The 19308-nt window shown below is 47.6% G+C and carries 18 protein-coding genes and 1 other annotated feature; of the genes, 9 read left to right on the forward strand and 9 right to left on the reverse strand.

The genetic code is table 11. The features are described 5' to 3' along the window. Positions 1–3 precede the first annotated feature (3 nt). Positions 4–789, reverse strand: a complete 786-nt coding sequence (gene ytvA, locus AR442_RS04475) for a YtvA family blue-light photoreceptor (protein WP_022553638.1) — start codon at positions 787–789, stop codon at positions 4–6. Between the two features lie 388 nt (positions 790–1177). Between ytvA and AR442_RS04480 the strand changes: the two genes are divergently transcribed. From AR442_RS04480 to AR442_RS04495, 4 genes are all read left to right on the forward strand, one after another. Continuing rightward, complete coding sequence (locus AR442_RS04480) at positions 1178–1513, forward strand: DUF4257 domain-containing protein (RefSeq protein ID WP_015418038.1); 336 nt, start codon at positions 1178–1180, stop codon at positions 1511–1513. A gap of 102 nt (positions 1514–1615) precedes the next feature. Beyond that, positions 1616–1829 (forward strand) — a binding site (T-box leader). A 109-nt stretch (positions 1830–1938) separates the two neighbouring features. Beyond that, positions 1939–4353 carry a leucine--tRNA ligase gene (leuS, locus tag AR442_RS04485; protein WP_014418679.1) on the forward strand — a complete coding sequence of 805 codons (2415 nt, stop codon included), beginning with the start codon at positions 1939–1941 and terminating at the stop codon, positions 4351–4353. A gap of 116 nt (positions 4354–4469) precedes the next feature. After that, positions 4470–4781: a rhodanese-like domain-containing protein gene (locus tag AR442_RS04490; RefSeq protein WP_007613212.1), complete on the forward strand. Its 312-nt coding sequence runs from the start codon at positions 4470–4472 to the stop codon at positions 4779–4781. Positions 4782–4865: 84 nt separating this feature from the next. Continuing rightward, positions 4866–5342: a GNAT family N-acetyltransferase gene (locus AR442_RS04495; protein WP_014418678.1), complete on the forward strand. Its 477-nt coding sequence runs from the start codon at positions 4866–4868 to the stop codon at positions 5340–5342. A 36-nt stretch (positions 5343–5378) separates the two neighbouring features. On the opposite strand, the gene melA is transcribed toward AR442_RS04495, so the two are convergent. Genes melA through AR442_RS04520 form a run of 5 tightly spaced genes read right to left on the reverse strand, consistent with a single transcriptional unit; the run spans position 5379 to position 10773 of the window. Beyond that, on the reverse strand, positions 5379–6677 hold the full coding sequence (melA, locus tag AR442_RS04500) for an alpha-galactosidase MelA (RefSeq protein ID WP_014418677.1): 1299 nt from the start codon (positions 6675–6677) through the stop codon (positions 5379–5381). 22 nt (positions 6678–6699) lie between these two features. Continuing rightward, complete coding sequence (locus tag AR442_RS04505) at positions 6700–7521, reverse strand: carbohydrate ABC transporter permease (RefSeq protein ID WP_014418676.1); 822 nt, start codon at positions 7519–7521, stop codon at positions 6700–6702. Next, entirely contained in the window at positions 7518–8432 is a 915-nt protein-coding gene (locus AR442_RS04510; protein WP_014418675.1) for a carbohydrate ABC transporter permease, read from the reverse strand. The genes AR442_RS04505 and AR442_RS04510 overlap by 4 nt, the downstream gene beginning before the upstream one ends. Further along, positions 8429–9706, reverse strand: a complete 1278-nt coding sequence (locus AR442_RS04515; RefSeq protein ID WP_007408801.1) for an ABC transporter substrate-binding protein — start codon at positions 9704–9706, stop codon at positions 8429–8431. Before AR442_RS04515 ends, AR442_RS04510 begins: the two co-directional genes overlap by 4 nt. 41 nt (positions 9707–9747) lie before the next feature. Further along, the gene (locus tag AR442_RS04520; RefSeq protein WP_014418674.1) at positions 9748–10773 is read right to left on the reverse strand and encodes a LacI family DNA-binding transcriptional regulator; all 1026 of its coding nucleotides are present in this window, start codon (positions 10771–10773) and stop codon (positions 9748–9750) included. Positions 10774–10973: 200 nt separating this feature from the next. On the opposite strand from AR442_RS04520, the gene AR442_RS04525 reads away from it, so the two are divergent. Continuing rightward, positions 10974–11156: a sporulation protein Cse60 gene (locus AR442_RS04525; protein ID WP_003152309.1), complete on the forward strand. Its 183-nt coding sequence runs from the start codon at positions 10974–10976 to the stop codon at positions 11154–11156. Positions 11157–11191: 35 nt separating this feature from the next. Here AR442_RS04525 and opuD read toward each other — a convergent pair whose 3' ends face one another. Both opuD and AR442_RS04535 read right to left on the reverse strand, forming a co-directional pair. Then, complete coding sequence (gene opuD / locus AR442_RS04530) at positions 11192–12727, reverse strand: glycine betaine transporter OpuD (RefSeq protein WP_014418673.1); 1536 nt, start codon at positions 12725–12727, stop codon at positions 11192–11194. A 179-nt stretch (positions 12728–12906) separates the two neighbouring features. Beyond that, positions 12907–14172: a BaiN/RdsA family NAD(P)/FAD-dependent oxidoreductase gene (locus tag AR442_RS04535; protein WP_014418672.1), complete on the reverse strand. Its 1266-nt coding sequence runs from the start codon at positions 14170–14172 to the stop codon at positions 12907–12909. A gap of 207 nt (positions 14173–14379) precedes the next feature. Here AR442_RS04535 and AR442_RS04540 point away from each other — a divergent pair, with 207 nt between their 5' ends. Together AR442_RS04540 and AR442_RS04545 are read left to right on the forward strand one after the other, a co-directional pair. After that, positions 14380–16017 carry a putative polysaccharide biosynthesis protein gene (locus AR442_RS04540; RefSeq protein ID WP_014418671.1) on the forward strand — a complete coding sequence of 546 codons (1638 nt, stop codon included), beginning with the start codon at positions 14380–14382 and terminating at the stop codon, positions 16015–16017. A 55-nt stretch (positions 16018–16072) separates the two neighbouring features. Continuing rightward, positions 16073–16792, forward strand: a complete 720-nt coding sequence (locus tag AR442_RS04545; RefSeq protein WP_007408795.1) for a pseudouridine synthase — start codon at positions 16073–16075, stop codon at positions 16790–16792. A gap of 127 nt (positions 16793–16919) precedes the next feature. Here AR442_RS04545 and AR442_RS04550 read toward each other — a convergent pair whose 3' ends face one another. Further along, a complete protein-coding gene (locus AR442_RS04550) occupies positions 16920–17141 on the reverse strand; it encodes a DeoR family transcriptional regulator (protein ID WP_003152337.1) in 222 nt (73 codons plus the stop codon). Between the two features lie 279 nt (positions 17142–17420). On the opposite strand from AR442_RS04550, the gene AR442_RS04555 reads away from it, so the two are divergent. Further along, a complete protein-coding gene (locus AR442_RS04555) occupies positions 17421–18125 on the forward strand; it encodes an ABC transporter ATP-binding protein (protein WP_014418670.1) in 705 nt (234 codons plus the stop codon). Further along, on the forward strand, positions 18122–19282 hold the full coding sequence (locus tag AR442_RS04560) for an ABC transporter permease (protein ID WP_014418669.1): 1161 nt from the start codon (positions 18122–18124) through the stop codon (positions 19280–19282). Before AR442_RS04555 ends, AR442_RS04560 begins: the two co-directional genes overlap by 4 nt. Positions 19283–19308: the final 26 nt, after the last annotated feature.

A 19308-nucleotide genomic window follows, 5' to 3' on the forward strand; every position in this document is an offset into this window, starting at 1 on the left:
TGTTTATACGACCGGAAGCACGTTGACCGCGTCCTTAACGTTTAAATATGTCTTTAATGAAGAAAAGCTGGCATCAAGCTGATTCATTCTCATGGCGAGGGAAGGCTTGATCCCGGTGATAATCAATTCCGTGCCGATTAATTTAAGCAGGTGGTGCAATTTGAAAATCCGGTCTGCGGTCTGTTCGTTTACCTCGGCCAGACCTGATAAGTCTATAATTAAGTAATCATCTTTAGATGCGGTTAATATGTCCGTCAAAGTTGTCACGATTGAATCAAATCGTTCTTCCGTTAAGTTTCCCACTAACGGCAAAGCGGAGATGCCGTTTCGGATCGGAACAATCGGCGTTGACAGCGTCGTGATTTCTGCGAGGGAATCCTCAAGGAGCTTTTCGTATTCTTTCTGCTCTGTGATGTCTTTTTGAAAACCGACAAAATAGAGCTTGTCTTCAACATACAGAGGATCAATGTTGAGTTCATTCCAAAATGGGGTGCCGTCTTTTTTGACATTTTTCAGCCGCACCGTGATCTTTTCTTTCTGGTTTAAGCTCTTTCTTATTTTCGCGACTTGTTGACGGTCGGTTTCTTTGCTTTGCAGAAATCTGCAGTTCTTACCTAATATCTCTTCGGAAGAGTAGCCTGTCATATCCATAAATCCCTGATTTGTATATATGATGGGATTGTCCTCAAGAGAGGGGTCTGTAATCACCACGCCGATACGTGCGTGATCAAGCGCCTTTTTGATAAGCTCCAGCTGCTCCAGTTTTCCGAATACATTTGAGTCAGCCATGTAAAACCCCCTTTTGGCCGTAAAGCTGCGCGCTTTTTCAGCCATTGTTTCTCCCCTTTTTAAATGAATCTACAGTAACCGTAGCATAACATATGTTCTGATTCAAGCAGCCGAAGTTTGCAATTTGTCATTCGGGCTTGTCCTCATATACACTGAATATATAAGGGGAAGGCACATCATCGCTAAGTAAGTGACTAGGTCATTGTCACTGGGTGAAAAATGAATCTAATGCATCAAGCTTACCGATCATGTGTTCACATATAATGGAAGAAACAAGCTTTTTACTTTCCTGCTCAATCGCCGGTATGTAGATATCGAAAATCATCGTATTCGTAAGGGGGCTGGATGGCCTGAAGTCGCTTTACTAAATAAGGGCTTTAGGAAGGTGATGAAGATGCTGCATCAGGTAATAATTGCTTGTGTAATTGGAGGAATCATGGGGGTTCTCGGTCATGTGAAAAAGAGAGGCAGGCTGGAGAAACCCAGAATGACAAAGCGGTTTATCTATCTCGGTTTTTTGGAAGATGGTTTTATCGGAATGGCTGCTTCCATCTTACTTGTCTTATCCGCTGACCCCGATTCAGGAATTCAACTCGTCATCTTATCCATAATCGCAGGCTACGGCGGAGAAGCTGTTCTCAGGAGCTTTGATTTTGTCAGAGAACAAAACAGTGATTCGGCCGAAGCAAAACCACACCAGCAAAAAAATCCTCCATCAAAATAATATCCCCGCTCACGACCCGTTCCGGGTACATTCCCATTGTATACAAACCTGCTTGCACTTATGAACAGAATTCTATAAAATACAGGTAAGATTACGGTAGCGATAAGAACAGTGAAGAGGAGCAGTAAGAAGCAGATTTTGCAATCAGAGAGTTGACGGCCGGTGCAAGTCAATCAAGTCTGTTTCCGAACTCGCCTCAGAGTTGCAGCGGCAAAACCGCTGACGCATAACTGCGTTAAAAGTATCAAGTGAGTGCGGCTTAAAAGCGCGCTAACGAGGGTGGTACCGCGGGAAACAAAAATCTCTCGTCCCTTTTTGGGATGAGGGAGTTTTTTTTAGTTTTAGAATAATCTGAATATAATCTTCCTCATCCCGTCAATACTTGGACTACATACGCCGTATTCAATCAGAAGGAGGTTTTTACGTTGAGTTTTCAGCACGAAAAAATAGAAAAGAAATGGCAGAATTACTGGTTGGATCATAAAACGTTTGCCGTCAGTGAAGAGAATGACAAGCCGAAGTTTTACGCGCTTGACATGTTTCCGTATCCTTCAGGAGCCGGCCTTCATGTCGGACATCCGGAAGGCTATACGGCAACCGATATCCTTTCGCGCATGAGACGCATGCAAGGATACAATGTGCTTCATCCGATGGGATGGGACGCGTTCGGGCTTCCTGCCGAGCAATACGCGCTTGACACGGGGAATGATCCGGCTGAGTTCACAAAACAAAATATAGATAATTTCCGCCGCCAGATCCAATCACTCGGATTTTCATATGATTGGGATCGTGAAATCAATACGACTGATCCGGACTATTACAAATGGACGCAGTGGATCTTCACTAAGCTGTACGAAAAAGGGCTCGCTTACGTAGACGAAGTGCCGGTCAACTGGTGCCCGGCGCTCGGAACGGTGCTTGCGAACGAAGAAGTCATTGACGGCAAAAGCGAGCGGGGCGGCCATCCGGTTGAACGCCGCCCGATGAGACAATGGATGCTGAAAATCACCGCTTATGCGGACAGGCTTCTTGAAGATTTAGAAGAACTTGACTGGCCGGAAAGCATTAAAGACATGCAGCGCAACTGGATCGGACGCTCAGAAGGCGCAAACGTGCATTTCGCGATCGACGGCACTGATGACACGTTTACGGTGTTTACGACAAGACCGGACACGCTGTTCGGCGCGGCTTATGCCGTACTGGCTCCTGAGCATGAGCTTGTGGAGGCCATCACGACGCCTGAACAAAAAGAAGCGGTAGACGCTTATGTTAAAGAAGTTCAGGCGAAAAGTGACCTGGAACGGACGGATCTTGCGAAAACAAAAACGGGCGTCTTCACGGGCGCATATGCCGTAAACCCTGCAAACGGAGAAAAGCTGCCGATCTGGATAGCGGATTATGTCCTCGCCTCTTACGGAACGGGCGCTGTAATGGCCGTGCCGGCGCATGATGAACGTGATTTTGAATTCGCCAAAGTGTTCAGCCTGCCTGTCAAAGAAGTCGTAAAAGGCGGAAACACGGAAGAAGAAGCGTACACGGGAGACGGAGAGCATGTCAATTCCGGCTTTCTGAACGGACTGAATAAAGCGGAAGCGATTGAAAAAATGATCGCCTGGCTTGAAGAAACGAAAAACGGTGAGAAAAAAGTGACATACCGCCTGCGTGATTGGCTGTTCAGCCGCCAGCGCTATTGGGGCGAGCCGATTCCGGTTATTCATTGGGAAGACGGCACGTCAACAGCCGTTCCTGCGGAAGAGCTGCCGCTGATTCTGCCGAAAACCGATGAGATCAAACCGAGCGGAACAGGTGAATCACCGCTTGCCAACATTAAAGAGTGGGTGGAAGTCACTGATCCTGAAACGGGCAAAAAAGGCAGAAGAGAAACGAACACGATGCCGCAATGGGCGGGAAGCTGCTGGTATTTCCTCCGCTTTATCGACCCGAAAAATCCGGATCAGCTCGCTTCACCTGAGAAACTGGATAAATGGCTGCCCGTTGATATTTACATCGGAGGAGCGGAGCATGCCGTGCTTCACCTTCTGTACGCGCGTTTCTGGCATAAATTCCTCTACGATATCGGTGTCGTGCCGACGAAAGAACCGTTCCAAAAGCTGTATAACCAAGGAATGATTCTCGGGGAAAACAATGAAAAAATGAGTAAATCCCGCGGAAACGTCGTCAATCCGGATGAAATTGTGGCGTCTCACGGAGCAGATACGCTCCGCCTGTACGAAATGTTTATGGGGCCGCTTGACGCATCTATCGCCTGGTCTGAATCAGGTCTTGACGGAGCGCGCCGCTTCCTTGACCGCGTATGGCGTTTGTTTATCGAGGAAAACGGCGAGCTGACGGGCAAAGTGACAGAAGGCGCGGGCGAAACTCTTGAGCGCGTCTATCATGAAACGGTCATGAAAGTGACAGAAAACTTCGAAGCCCTTCGTTTTAACACGGGCATTTCTCAGCTGATGGTCTTCATTAATGAAGCCTACAAAGCGAATGAACTGCCGAGAGAATATATCGAAGGTTTTGTGAAGCTGCTTTCTCCTATTGCGCCGCATTTGGCGGAAGAACTGTGGGAAAAACTCGGCCACGAAGGTTCGATTGCATACGAGGCTTGGCCTGCTTATGACGAATCAAAACTGGTGGATGATGAAGTGGAAATCGTCGTCCAGCTGAACGGAAAAGTAAAAGCGAAATTAATGGTTCCGGCTGATGCTGATAAAGCAGTATTAGAACAGCTCGCACAAGCTGACGAAAAAGTAAAAGAGCAGCTTGAAGGAAAAACGATCCGAAAAATCATTGCCGTACCGGGCAAGCTTGTCAATATCGTGGCAAACTGACCGGACGAAGCCCCTCTCCTACAGAGAGGGGCTTTTTTATCAGGCCTCTATCATAGAAATTGCACCGCAGGCTTTGGTATACTTAACACCATAAAGATGAATGGGAGTGTCACACATTGAAAATAAATGAAATCAGCACAGCCGCACTGGAAGAAAAATTAAAAGCGGGAGAAGAGCTGTATCTGATTGATGTCAGAGAAGACGAAGAAGTTGCCGAAGGAATGATTCCGCAGGCCGTTCACATCCGCATGGGAGACATCCCTGAGAAGATGGATGCGTTAGACAAGGACAAGGAATATGTATTTATCTGCCGTTCCGGAAAAAGAAGCATGAACGTTTGTATGTATTTACATGAGCAGGGCTTCCGTACGGTTAATGTTGAAGGCGGCATGCTGGAGTGGGAAGGCGAAACAAAGCCGAAGAAATAACGCTTTGAAGTGGAAGAAGAAAAGGGACGTGCGTCTTTTTCTTCTTTTTTTATAAAAAAACGGGAGGCGAATCAGGTGAAACCGATGATCCGCGCTATGAAAACAAACGATATCAAACAGGTCCGGCAAGTCGCAGAACGCAGCTGGCATCATACGTATGAAGGGATTATTCCCAGACACATTCAGGATCAGTTTCTCGAATCCGCCTATCAGGATGAGATGATGGAACGCCGGCTCTTGCATTCTCTGTTCTTTGTGGCAGAAGAAGAGGGGCGAGTGCTCGGTTTTGCAAATGTCACTCCGGTTCAAAAAGACGGAAATGCGGAGCTGACCGCCATCTATATTGACCCGGATTGCCAGGGAAGCGGGATAGGAACGGCACTCCTTAAAGAATGCATCAGGCAGTCCGGCGGGGTAAAAAAGCTTTATGTCCATGCAGAAAAAGAGAACCGCATCGCCTTGTCCTTTTATCAAGCGAAAGGGTTTCAATGGGTATGTGAATTTGAAGAAGACTTTAGGGGACACACCTTACAGACGGTCAAACTGGTGCTGAACATATAAAGCGATCCAGCCTTTCCGGGGCCGGATCGCGAATGATCAGTGATAAGCCGGAAGCCGGTCTTTGTGCGCTTCGAATAAGTCATCGCACAAAGATATGATGTCATTCATGGAAAGCTCGGCGCTCGTATGCGGGTCAAGCATGGCCGCCTGATATACAGCTTCCTTTTTTAATGTAACGGCCGCTTCGATGGTTAAAAGCTGTGTGTTAATGTTTGTTCTGTTGAGCGCCGCGAGCTGCTCCGGAAGTTCGCCCGAATAGGACGGCATAATGTGGTTTTTGACGGCTGTGCAAGGCACTTCAACGACCGCTTTCGCCGGCAGATTCGGTATCAGCCCGGTATTCAGCACATTGCCGCCGAATGTGAACGGACGGCCCGTCTCCATCGCTTCTATAATTCTCGAACCGTATTCTTTTGAGCGTTCATGCGTCAGGTTTTGGTTGTTGATGATGCCGTCTCTCATCGTTTCCCAATTGTTGATTTGTTCCGCGCATCTCCTCGGATATTCATCAAGCGGAATTTGGAGTTCATCTATCAGCTCCGGATACCGGCTTTTTATAAAATACGGGTGATATTCGGCATTATGCTCAGATGATTCCGTTACGTAGCAGCCGAATTTATCCATCAGCTCAAACCGCACCATGTCCTTATGTTTCGTCTTTTGTTTTTCGCGTGCCCGTCTTTTAATTTCCGGATATAAATCAATTCCATCTTTTTTAATCTCCAAAAGCCAAGCCATGTGGTTGATGCCGGCAATGCGTTCTTCCGTACCTTCATGATCCATGCCGAGTGAGTCAAACAGATCTTTGGTACATACCTGGACGCTGTGGCACAGGCCGACCGTTTTGACATTTGTATGTCTGAGCATCGCTCCGGTCAGAGAGGCCATCGGATTTGTATAGTTTAACAGCCACGCATCCGGGCAGACCTCTTCCATGTCTTTTGCGATGTCAAATAAAACGGGGATGGTGCGAAGGGAACGGAAAATGCCGCCTATTCCGACGGTATCGGCAATCGTCTGGCGGAGACCGTACCGCTTCGGGATGTCAAAGTCAATAACCGTCGCGGGTTTATAGCCTCCGACCTGAATGGCGTTTATCACATAGCCGGCGTGTTTAAGCGCCTGTTTTCGGTCATCGTAGGAGATGATGGATATACTCGTATTGTAGCGGTCTCTCATGTTTTCCAGCATGAGCTGGGATTCTTTCAGCCGTACAGCGTCAATATCATAAAGCGCGAATTCAAACCCGTTTAATGCTTCAGTCAGTAAGCAGTCCCCCAGTACATTTTTTGCGAAAATCGTGCTTCCCGCTCCGATAAACGTAATTTTCTTCAACAGAAATTCCTCCCTTTTCTTCTCAGCCTTTGACCGCCCCGGAGGACAGCCCTGAGATAAAATATTTTTGAAGCGCCAAAAACAATACGACCATCGGCAGCATCGCCATAATCGCGGCTGCGGCGACTAAGTGAAGATTGTTCGCGTTTTCGCCGAAGAATCCCGCCATGGCCACGGTCAATGTCTGCACCTGTTGATCTTGTAAAAAGAAAATCGCAAATTGGTAATCGTTCCAGATAAACACGCAGGAAATAATGCAGACCGTTGCGGTAATCGGTTTCAACAAAGGAAACACGATTGTATAAAAAGTCCTGATCAATCCCGCGCCGTCCATCCTGGCGGCTTCCTCAAGCTCTTTCGGAATGGAAGAGCGGATAAACCCTGAATATAAGAAAACGGTCAGCGGCATATATGCAGCCGTATTAATGAGAATGGCTGCGGCATGCGTATTGATCAGCCCCGCATCAGCGACCATCTTGTATAAAGGAACCATGGAAGTCAAAGGCGGGATGATCATGATTGAAATCAAAAGGCCGAAGACGATTTTGTTCAGCTTTGTATTTCTTCTTGCGAGCGGGTATGCGGCAAGCGAACCCATGAAAATTAACAAAGCGGCGGAAACGGCTGTAATGATGATCGTGTTCAGAAAGGATTGCCCGAGAGAGGCACGTTCCCATGCTTCACGAAAATTCTGAAATGAAAAGACGGATGGCAGCGACCATTTTGAACTGTAGTCTCCTTTTGCTTTTAATGACGTGGTCAGCAAAATATAAAAGGGGACAATATGAACGCACGAGATAACGGCTGCCAACAGCGTAAAAATCCGCATTCGGGCTGTTTTCATGACATTTCCGTCTCCTTTCGCTTGAAATACACGAGAGCCGAAAAGCTGATGATAAGAATAATGACGGACATAAATACTCCTTGGGCGGCGGCATATCCCGCATCCTGCCGTTTAAAATATAAATCATACATAAACGTCGACATCGATTGAGAGGAATTGCCCGGCCCGCCTGCGGTCAGCGCGAAAATGACATCAAACAGCTTCAGCCCGCCGATGATATTGATGACCATGTTGATGGTGACAGCCGGCATCAATAAAGGCAGGGTGATGGTGAAAAACGGCTGAAGACCTCCAGCGCCATCCATTTTTGCGGCTTCGTAATAATCTTTCGGAATGCTTTGCAGCCCCGCTAAATATACAATCATCGCAATGCCTGCGTATTGATACGTGTTAATCATCACGATAATCCACGGGTTTGCCGCAGGGCTTGCCAAGGCGTTGACAGGACCGATTCCCAGTGCGCCAAGCACATCATTCAGCGCACCCCCGTCATATGAGAAAATAAAATACCAAATGTATCCCATTATCAGCGGACTGATAATGACGGGCAAGTAGATGATCGTTCTTGTGAGCGCCTTCATTTTTAGGCTTTGATTCAAAAGCAGCGCATATAAAAGTCCGAGCATATTCTGAAAAAAAGTGCTTCCGATGCCGTAAAGCAAAGTGTTTTTCACAACAAGCCACGTGTCTGGATCTGTAAAAAGCCTTTTATATTGAGTGACTCCCACCCATTGATACGTTTGTGAGAAGCCGTTCCAGTTTGTGAACGTAATAAAAGCGCCTTTGACAAACGGAAAAATCATGAAAATAAAAACCGTGGCAAGAGCGGGAACGTACATCCACCACAGTGACGCGGGTTTTACCGGCTTTTGATGTTGAAATCCTTGGGTTTCTCTTGCAAGATCACTCATTCTTTTTCAGCTCCCCGTGAATCAGATTGAAGCCGGAGCCGCTTATATTCCCTGCCGAGTTTCGCTGAAATTTCAGCGGGGGTTAAGATATCGGCCATCAGCTCCTGCCCGGCTGTTCCCATCACATCCCACATTCCGTTCGGCAAATAAAGGCGGTCAAAATAAGGCTGCACCTTAATATGCTGATAGCGCTTATAGTCATTTGCGTAGAAAATGTCCGTTTGTACATTCACTAATCCGGCCGGAAGCGAGGTCGCTTCGGCAATTGATTTTGCATGCTCGGGTCGGGCCATAAATGCGATAAACTGTTTCGCTTCTTCAAGCCGCGGGGAATCCTTGAATGCCGCCAGCGTGTAACGTTCGCCTCCGATCCAAACCGGCGCGTCTCCCTTGTGGACGGCCGGGGTCGGTATGATGCCGACTTTTACCTTCGGATTGATTTGAGCGACGTCTTGGCCGAGGGTGCCGCCCTGCAGCGTAAAGGCGATTTTGTTTTGCGCCATCAGTTCAATGAGCTGGGATCGTTTTGCCGTCACGGCATCTATATTGAGCAGGTTTTCCTTTTGCATCTCTTTCAGTTTGTCAGATAAATAGGTGAAGTGTGTCCAGCGGAAGGTTCCGTTTAACAGCTGTTTTTTGTAACGGTGTGCGGGATCTGTGATGAGAAGCGGTGCGGCGAATTGATCGTAATATTGGGCAAATGAGCTTTTCTCATAGCCGGCAAACCAGAAGGGGGTGACTGTTCCGCCGCTTTTTTCTTTAATCTGTCTCAGTGCCTTCATAAAATCATCCATTGTTTCCGGCGGTTTGATTCCGTATTTTTCCAACAACGTGCGGTTGTAGGCCAGTCCGTCCTTTGCCTGATTCAGAGGGAAGGCGTATATTCTGCCTTTGGCGTCTTTGAGCATGCTGTTTAAATTCGGATCGAGCCGCTTCGTCCAAGACATCCCGCTGAGGTCGGCGGTATATTCTCCGTAGCGGATTTTGGCCCAGCCGTGTGTGTCGAAAAGATCGGGCATGTCACCGGCCGCCATTCTGACCCTCATCATATTTTCGTAGTCATTGCCTGGGAAATGAACGTTTACTTGAATGTCCGGATGTTCTTTTTGGAATGAATCAGCCAACTTTCTGAATACGGCGCGTTCGCTGTCTGAGGATATTGTGGAATAGACTGTCAATGTTTTCTGCTTTTCTCCGGCGCCGCTCTGTTCTGCCGAGCAGCCGGGAAGTATCATGCAAGTAAAAGAAAGAAACAAAGCCAGTAAGCGTTTCATCTTTTCCTCCTTTAAATATGATATAAACGCTGCGGGACACGTCACCTCCTTTCTTGTGAGCCGCAGCTTTGTCTGACAATCAATGAAGTGGGGAGCGTCACGGCCAGCGGGACGGTTCTGCCGTTTAAACGGTCGAGAAGCAATTTGACACCCGTCCTGCCCATCTCTTCCGTGTATACTTTTACCGTTGATAACGGCGTGCTGGCGTATTCTGCCTCATCAATTCCGTTGAAGCTGACAACCGCCGCATCGCGCGGGACTTGAAGGCCGGCTTCCTGCAAGGCTTTTAAAGCGCCGACAGCCATCGAATCACTTGCGATAAAAAAGGCATCGGGGAGACTTCCGCCTTTGATGGCTTCATTCATCAGCCGGAACCCTTCGTGCATGCTGTATTCGCCGATCAGTACATGCTCCGGCTCGGCGCCGGCCATTTGTAAGAAAGCGGTCAGACGCTTATCCTCAATCGTTTTATTGCTGTTTACGCCGTCTATGACGGTATGCTCCCGCTCCCGGCCGCCGATATAACCTAGCCGCTGATAACCGAGCGACAGAAGATGTTCTATCGCCTTCTGCGCTGCGGCATAAAAATCCACGCTGACGGAATCGTAGCGGGCGGGATCGGGTGTGCCGTTAACAAATACCGCGTGCCTGAAAGCGGCGCTGATATTCGTAAGCGCCTCGTCTTGCAGGCTGCCGATGACGATGACGCCGTCCAGTTCGTGAAACATATGCTCTTGAAAAGAACCGAGATGGATAGAAGATGTGATAAAAACTTTTTGCCGAAAGCATTCTTCCTCAATGCCTTTTCGGATCGCCGAAAAATAAGGATCCTGCCGTTCTTCTTCGGGTGACAGGCAGCTGACAACGCCGATCAGGGGCGCTGAATCGCTGCGGCTGCGGTTCTTCCGTTTTTTTGCCGACGGCTGATAGCCCAGCTCATCGGCGATCCTCAGAACTTTTTCTCTTGTTTCATCAGTCACGGCCAAAGAGTCATCCTTATTTAAAATTCTCGATACTGTCGCGCTGGATACAGATGCCTGTAAGGCAATATCTTTGAGACGGACCATTTCGCATCTCCTTTTTACTAAATATTTACTAAACAGAAATGACCTGGTTATTGTTAAAATGATATTATCATACGTTAGTAAGCGTTTTCAATAACTATTTTTGGTTGCTTTTAGTAAAAATCAGTAAAAAAGAAAATCTGTTTTTCTCTATCATATTTCAATTGAACCGGAATAAATTGATAGAGAAAGGAGAGGGTGATGTGCTGAAGATAGCTGTTTTTGATGAGGAGCATGAAAAGGATCTGCAGACTGAAGTCAATACATTTTTAAAGGGGATTTCTGATGAACAGCTCGTTGATATTAAATATACGGTAGCGGCGGCCTGTGATCCTGAAGGTGAGCAGCTTTATTGTTTTTCCGCTCTCATTTTATACCGAAAATAAAAAAGCCCGGACGAAATGCCGGGCTTCTTTGTGCATTATGCTTTTTTGACGCGGGGACTTCTCGGTTTTTGGTATTTCTCCGCTTGTTTGATTCCTTTTCTCTCGCTCGCTAATGACTTGTACAGAGACACGATCATCAGAAGGATCACGACTGAAAACGGAACCGCGGCGAGAATGGCCGTGTTTTGCAGTGCGGCCAGACCGCCGGAATATAATAATACCGCTGCCACGGCGGACTGGATGATGCCCCAGATGATTTTCACCCGGTTTGAAGGGTCTAATGAGCCGTAAGACGTTTGCATTCCAAGCACAAATGTCGCTGAATCCGCTGATGTAATAAAGAATACAGCGATCAGAACAAGCGTTAATACGGATGTCACCATTGTCAGCGGATAGTGGCTGAGTGCGCCGAACAGCATCGTATCCGTTGACATTCCCGCGACATTGAATACGCCTTTCTGCTGAAGATCCATCGCGGATACACCGAAGATCGCAAACCATAAGAAAGCCAATATACAAGGTGTCACCAACACCCCGATTAAAAATTCCCGGATCGTCCGGCCCCTTGATACACGGGCGATAAAAATGCCGACAAACGGCGACCAGGATATCCACCAGGCCCAATAGAAAATGGTCCAGCTGTTAATCCATTCGCGTTTTTGGGGATCATTCGGAGACAAGCGAAAGCTCATCTGCACGATATTTTGGATGTATTGGCCGATAGAATCGGTAAATGAGTTCATAATCAGCACCGTCGGGCCTGCAATGAGCATAAAGATCATTAAAATACCCGCGAGCGCCATGTTGGTATTGCTTAAGTATTTAATCCCTTTGCCGATTCCGCTCCACGCAGAAATCAAAAATAACACGGTCACGACAGCGATCAGGATCAGCTGAATGGAAAATGTTTTTGGAATGCCGAATAAATAATGCAGACCGCCGTTGATCTGAGTCGCTCCGAGCCCTAAGCTTGTCGCCACACCGACAACGGTCGCAAACACCGCGATACAGTCAATCGCTTTGCCGATCGGCCCGTTTACTTTATCGCCCAAAAGCGGTGTCAGTGTGCTGCTGATCAAACCGGGCGCGTCTTTTCTGAATTGAAAATATGCGATACATAAAGCGACGACCGCATAGATGGCCCAAGCGTGCAGCCCCCAGTGGAAAAATGTGTACCGGAGCGCATCACGAAATGCTTGGGGCGTTTCTGTTTCACCTGAGGGAGAGCTGATGGCGTAATGGCTGATCGGTTCCGCAGCCCCGTAAAATACCAAACCGATTCCCATGCCTGCGCTGAAAAGCATGGCAAACCATGATAATAAGCCGAATTCCGGTTTTTCCCCGGGTTTTCCGAGTTTTATTGTGCCGATCGGACTCACAATGAGAAAGAGACAGAAACCGACAAATATAGAAACGACCAGCAGATAATACCAGCCGAAAGAATCCGTAATAAATTTTTGTGCCGTATCAGTGACTTGCTGCAGGCTGTCAGGAGAAATGGCCCCCCATAAAACCGCAGCTGCTGTGATGACAATCACAATCCAAAAAACACTGGAGATGTTCTTCTTCAAACGTTCTCACCCTCTGACTATTTTTTTCAATACGCCATTTTGTTTTAGTGTGGTCGTACGATTGCAGATCATTCCTTTCTTCCTATTCCCTCAATCAGGTGAAACAAAACGCAGAAAACTCTATCATGTTTTTGGTCAATTATCAACGGGGACGCTCAGGTAAATGCGCTTTAAACCATTTAGAGCGAGCGTGAGAAACGTCCTGCATTCAAACCGGCGAGACGACCCGTGACAAAGGCTGAAGTGATATTGTAGCCCCCGGTATAGCCGTGAATGTCGAGTATTTCTCCGCAAAAATATAAGCCTTCCATTTTTTTAGACGCCATTTGTTTCGGCTCAATCTCTTTTACGGAAACACCTCCGCCTGTGACAAACGCTTTGTCCAAAGAAAGCGTTCCGTCAGCGGCAACCGTAAATTGTTTGCAGTCTTTGACAAAAGCCCTGAATTGATCCTTCGGCAGTTCCGTAAAGCTTGTCTGCGGATCAAGACCGTTCCGTTCCAGAAGAAAAAGCAGGTACCGTTCCTGCATCCACGGCTTCAGCGCGTTTTTGAGCGCTTTTTTCGGTGCGTCTTTCAGTTCCTTGTGCATCTTTTGAAATAACTCTTCCTCGTTGATGCCGGGAAACAGATCGATGCGGAGTTTGACCTCTGGCTGCTTTTTCAGTTCTTTGACGACAAATTGGCTGCAGCGGAGAATGGCGGGGCCTGACAAGCCGAAATGGGTAAACAGCATGTCCATCACATGTGTGACGATTGGTTTGCCTTTTTTATTCAGGACGCTGACGGCCGTGTTTCTAAGAGACAGCCCCTGAAGTGTTTTTTGTTTAATAAACGGTTCTGACGACGTAACCGGCACTTCCGTCGGAAAGAGTTCGGTCACGGTATGACCGGCCGCTTCCGCCCATGCATAGCCGTCTCCGGTGCTGCCGGTATGCGGGACTGATTTTCCGCCGACCGCGATAATGACGGCGTCTGCGTTAATGTGTTCGTCATTGTTTGTCGTAATGCCTGCTGTCCTGCCGTTCTCGTACCGCACTTCTTTGATTTTTTCATTTGTGCGGATGGTGACATTCAGTTGTTTTAATCGGTTCAAAAGCGCATCGACAACGCTTTGCGCTTTGTCCGTCACCGGGAACATGCGCCCGTGGTCTTCTTCTTTCAGCTGAATGCCGAGTTTTTCAAAAAAGGCGATGATATCTTCATTATTAAATTCGGAAAACGCGCTGTATAAAAAGCGGCCGTTGCCGGGGATGTGTTTGATGATTTCTTCAACGGGGAGGCGGTTGGTCACGTTGCAGCGCCCGCCGCCGGAAATCGCCAGCTTCCGTCCCAGCTTGTTTCCTTTATCGATTAATAATACGTCCGCCCCTTCTTCGCCTGCGGCAATCGCAGCCATTAAACCGGACGGACCGCCGCCGATCACAATCACGTCATAATGTTTCATATTTCATCAACAACTTTCTTTTTCACGTATAATAGGCGGAAATGTCCGCTTTCTGCTATTATAGCGAAAGAAAGGGAATCCTTAAACGTATTTTGTTTTTTAAAGGGTTTTCCCAAAAAGTTTCCCGCTGTAATTATTACCGTCTAATTGCCCAGTTGTGTTAAAATAGAAAAGTTGAATCTTCGTAGAAAATGGTGATGAGGAAACATGTCAAGCAAATTGTTAAGGGGCACGTTCGTGCTGACGCTCGGCACCTATATATCGCGGATTTTAGGGATGATTTATCTGATCCCGTTCGGAGCGATGGTCGGAGCGACGGGCGGAGCTTTGTTTCAATACGGATATAATCAATATACACTGTTTTTAAACATTGCCACGATGGGATTTCCCGCCGCGGTTTCAAAATTTGTCTCGAAATATAACTCCAAAGGAGACTATGAGACGAGCAGGCGGATGCTGAGAGCGGGAATGTCGGTTATGCTCGTAACCGGGATGATCGCTTTTTCAATTCTTTATATTTCGGCGCCGTTTTTTGCGGAAACATCTCTCGGCGGCACGAGTAACAACGGACTTACGATTGACCACGTCGTTTATGTCATCCGGATGGTCAGTCTGGCACTTTTGGTCGTGCCGATTATGAGTCTTGTGCGCGGTTTTTTCCAAGGTCACCAGATGATGGGGCCGACAGCCGTTTCACAGGTTGTGGAGCAGCTTGCCCGGATCATCTTTTTATTGGGCGCAACGTATTTGATTTTAAGAGTGATCAACGGCGGCCTTGTCATCGCGGTCGGATACGCGACTTTCGCGGCGCTGATCGGATCATTCGGAGGGCTTGTCGTCCTTTATATTTACTGGAATAAGCGGAAGGGCGATCTCCTGGCGATGAAGCCGAATCTCGTCCCGTCTGCGAACTTAAGTTATAAAAAAATGTTCATTGAGCTTTTCAGTTATGCCGCTCCTTACGTATTTGTCGGACTGGCGATTCCTTTGTATTCATATATCGATACGAATACGTTTAATAAAGCGATGATTGCGGCGGGCCATAAGGATATCAGCCAGGACATGCTTGCGATTGTCACCCTTTATGTGCCGAAGCTTGTTATGATCCCGGTTTCTCTGGCGACCGCTTTCGGTCTGACGCTGATTCCGACGATTACTGAATCGTTTACGAGCAGGAATTATAAGCTTTTGAACCAGCAGATTAACCAGACGATGCAAATCATTCTGTTTTTGGTTATTCCCGCCGTTGTCGGGATGTCCGTGTTATCGGGTCCGGCCTATACGTTCTTCTACGGCTCTGAAAGTCTTCGCCCGGATATCGGACAGGATATATTGTTCTGGTACGCGCCTGTCGCGATTCTGTTTTCTCTGTTTACCGTAAACGCCGCGATCCTGCAAGGGATTAATAAACAGAAATTTGCTGTCGTGAGCCTTTTCATCGGCGTCATTATAAAAGTGGTGCTGAACGTGCCGCTGATCAAGCTGTTTCAGGGGGACGGGGCCATCTTGGCAACGGCGCTCGGTTATATCGCTTCTCTTCTGTACGGTTTTATCATGATTAAGCGCCATGCGGGCTATTCGTATACGGTACTTATAAAACGGGTCATTTTAATCGCAGTCCTGTCCGTCCTGATGGGAGTCGCGGTCAAGCTGACTCAATGGCTGCTCAGCTTCTTTGTAACATACCAAAGCGGCCAGGTGCATGCGGCGATTGTCGTCTTTGTCTGCGCCGCTGTCGGCGGTGCGGTGTACATGTTTGCCGCGTACCGAATCGGATTTTTACAGAAAATGTTTGGAAACCGTCTGCCCCGCGTTTTGAGAAGAGGCAGGCATTCCGCCCATTAAGAATAATGAATAGTCCGCTTATCGCGGGCTTTTCTTTTTAAAGGAGAGGATCAGGATGAGACTTGATAAGCTGCTTGCCAACAGCGGATTCGGCTCAAGAAAAGATGTGAAAAAAATCGTCAAGGCTGGGGCTGTCATGATTGACGGAGAGCCGGCGAAAGATGTGAAAACCCATGTCGATCCGGAAAAACAGGACATCACGGTATACGGAGAGCCGGCAGATTATCGTGAATTTATTTATGTCATGATGAATAAGCCGCAAGGAGTGCTGTCCGCTACCGAAGACAGCCGCCAGCAAACGGTGGTTGATCTGCTGACGCCTGAAGAACAGCGATTTGAACCGTTTCCGGCGGGACGTCTTGATAAGGATACGGAAGGCTTTTTGCTTTTGACCAATGACGGGCAGCTCGCTCATCGCCTGCTTTCTCCGAAAAAGCATGTGCCTAAAACATATGAGGTCCGGTTAACTTCACCCCTGTCACCGGAAGACATCGTTCATCTGGAAAGAGGCGTCGTCATTGAAGGAGGCTATAAGACGAAGCCGGCAGCCGTTGAAATCATTACAGAAAGCCCGGATGAAACGGTGATTCACTTGACCATTACAGAAGGCAAATATCATCAGGTGAAGCTGATGGCAAAGGCTGTCGGAAATGAAGTGGCTTATTTGAAGCGGCTTTCGATGGGGGCTGTTTCTCTTGACCCGGATCTTAAACCGGGAGAATTCCGCGAGCTGACTGAAGAGGAGCTCGAAACGCTGAGAGGCGCTGAAGTGTAATCGATATCAGAAAAGCCCAAAACAGATTTGTTTTGGGCTTTTTATATAGAGGAACAAAAAACAAGGCAAAGACGCTGCTTTGCCTTGCAGCATGTCAGGCCGAAAAGGGCCTTATGTAATTGTTCGCTTAAGATGTAATTTTCACTTTTTTTCGTGTTGTCTCCCACTTGCCTCGGCTAGGACTATGAACAAGATCATTGTATGCTAACACATTTAAGTCTCGCTGAATGGTTCTAGGTGTAATGCCGAATTCATCAACCAGTTCCTGTGTTGTCACAAGGCCTTTTTCCTGGATGAACATGTAAACTGATTTAATCCGAGTCAGCATACGATTTGTTGAAGGTTTCAAAAAACCACTCCCTATCATAAGATCGGATGGACTTGATATACCACAACTTTCGACTCTAAAACTTCGTACGAATAAGCAACAAAGGATGACATTCTGTTTTTCTCTTTTAACTGCCTCCATTATACACGATATGGACGACATGAATCTAGGAATAAGCGCAGATAATTTTTTCCAAATGGGTGCCGCCTTGGTGCATTACTATGTCCGGTCCGCTTTTATTATTATGGAAACTGAAACTTTTTTTATACATGTCCGTATGAAAACGGGGGAGTGAGAAGTTTGGGAGAATTATTGAATGCAAACATTGTCTGCGCCGGTTATGCTGACAGGCCGAAGGTGATTTCTGATGTATCTCTGTCAGTCAACGCTGGTGAAATTGCCGGTTTAATCGGAGCGAACGGCGCGGGGAAAAGTACAGTGATAAAGGCGGTTCTCGGGCTGTCCCGGGATATAGAAGGCGGTATTGAGTGGAATGATTCATCTTATGCTTACATACCGGAGCGTCCGAGTTTTTACGATGAACTGACGCTTTGGGAGCACCTCGAGCTGACCGGGTCATTGCGGGGTATAGAAGGGGAAGAATGCCGTGAGCGGGCAGGGCGGCTGCTTGAAGAGTTTTCGCTGACTTCTGTAAAACATGATTTGCCTTCCGGCTTTTCAAAAGGGATGCAGCAAAAATTGATGCTCATACAGGCATTTTTGGCGAAGCCGGATATTTACATCATTGATGAGCCTTTTATCGGACTTGATCCGATCTCAACGAAGCTGTTTACCGACATGCTGATTGCTGAGAAAGAAAGGGGCGCGGGGATTTTGATGTGCACTCATGTTCTGGATACGGCGGAAAAAATCTGCGACCGGTTTTATTTGCTGGATCAGGGCGCTCTGCTTCTTCAAGGCACGTTAGAGGAGCTTCAGGAAAAAACGGGGAGCCGTTCACTGCTGGATTGCTTTTATTCAGCGGTTCGGAGCAGTCAGCGATGACCGGGCGGGCTTTGTTTTTTCAAAGGCTGTTTCATTATTGGCGCTATCAATGGAAGGTGTTCCAGACGGTCATTGATTGGACGGTCGCGCTGTATATCGTTCTTCCCGCTGCCGCATTTGCCGTTTATCAATATGCTGATTGGCTGAACGGCAGGGGGCTTCTTAATGGAGCGGCAGGAGTATTAGGGTGGGGCTGGCTGTATGTATTCAGTGCCCTGCTGTTGTGCACGGGTTTTATTCATACCTTTTTGCTGGAAGCGGATCACGTATTTTTGGTGCATGCAAAACATCTGATGCAAAAGCTGAAACGGTATGCGCTTTTGTATTCGATGTTCCTTTCCCTTATCAAATGGGGTGCGCTTGCCGTATTGTTATTTCCCTTATGGCGCCAATACGGTGACTGTACCTTACCGGCATATTCAGGTATGTTTTGCTGTCTGTTCGGCTTCCATACTGCAATATTAGCGGTGCACCGGCACAGAAAAAACAGCAGGCGGACATTCGGGAATCAGGCGGCGGGCTGGCTGAAAGTGATGGTTCTGATGGCGGGGGCGTTTTTTATGATCGTCTTTGCCGCCGAATGGTATTGGCTTTGGCCGGCGGGCTGTATATTGTTCATCTGTTCCGCTCTTTTGACTTGGAAAGGGACGGAGACATTATCAGCCTTTGAGGAAGAAGTGCTTGAAGAGAACAGGCGCAAGCTTTCATTCGCGGCCTCTGTTTTGATGCTCAGCCATGATGTGCAGCTCCCGAATGGTAAAAATAAAGGGCGGAGCAAGCCGTTTTTATATCCCGGCTCAAAGCACATCTTTACAAAACGGTCGGCGTATACGGCGTGGAAAGAATTGTTCTTTAAAGTGCTGATCCGAAACGGCGGGTATCTCCGGCAGCTTTACCTTTTAACCGCGGCTTTTACGGCTCTTATTCTCGTTCTTCCGCTCTTAGTGAAGCCGGCAGTCCTTATTTTATTTGCGATCGTCAGCCGCTATGCCGCGTCGCTTTTATTTGACCGGATCACGGATAAACCGGTTTTAAGCGGTATCAAGAGAGACAGTGATGACTATTTCAGGGCGCGAAACAGCGCATTAACCGTCATTCAAATCATCTGTTCCGCCTGGTGTCTCATTGCCGCGATTCTTTCCGTTCTTTATATGTGAAAATCCCTTTCCGAAAAAGGAAAGGG

The organism is Bacillus velezensis, from assembly GCF_001461825.1.
In the GTDB taxonomy this organism is placed as follows: domain Bacteria; phylum Bacillota; class Bacilli; order Bacillales; family Bacillaceae; genus Bacillus; species Bacillus velezensis.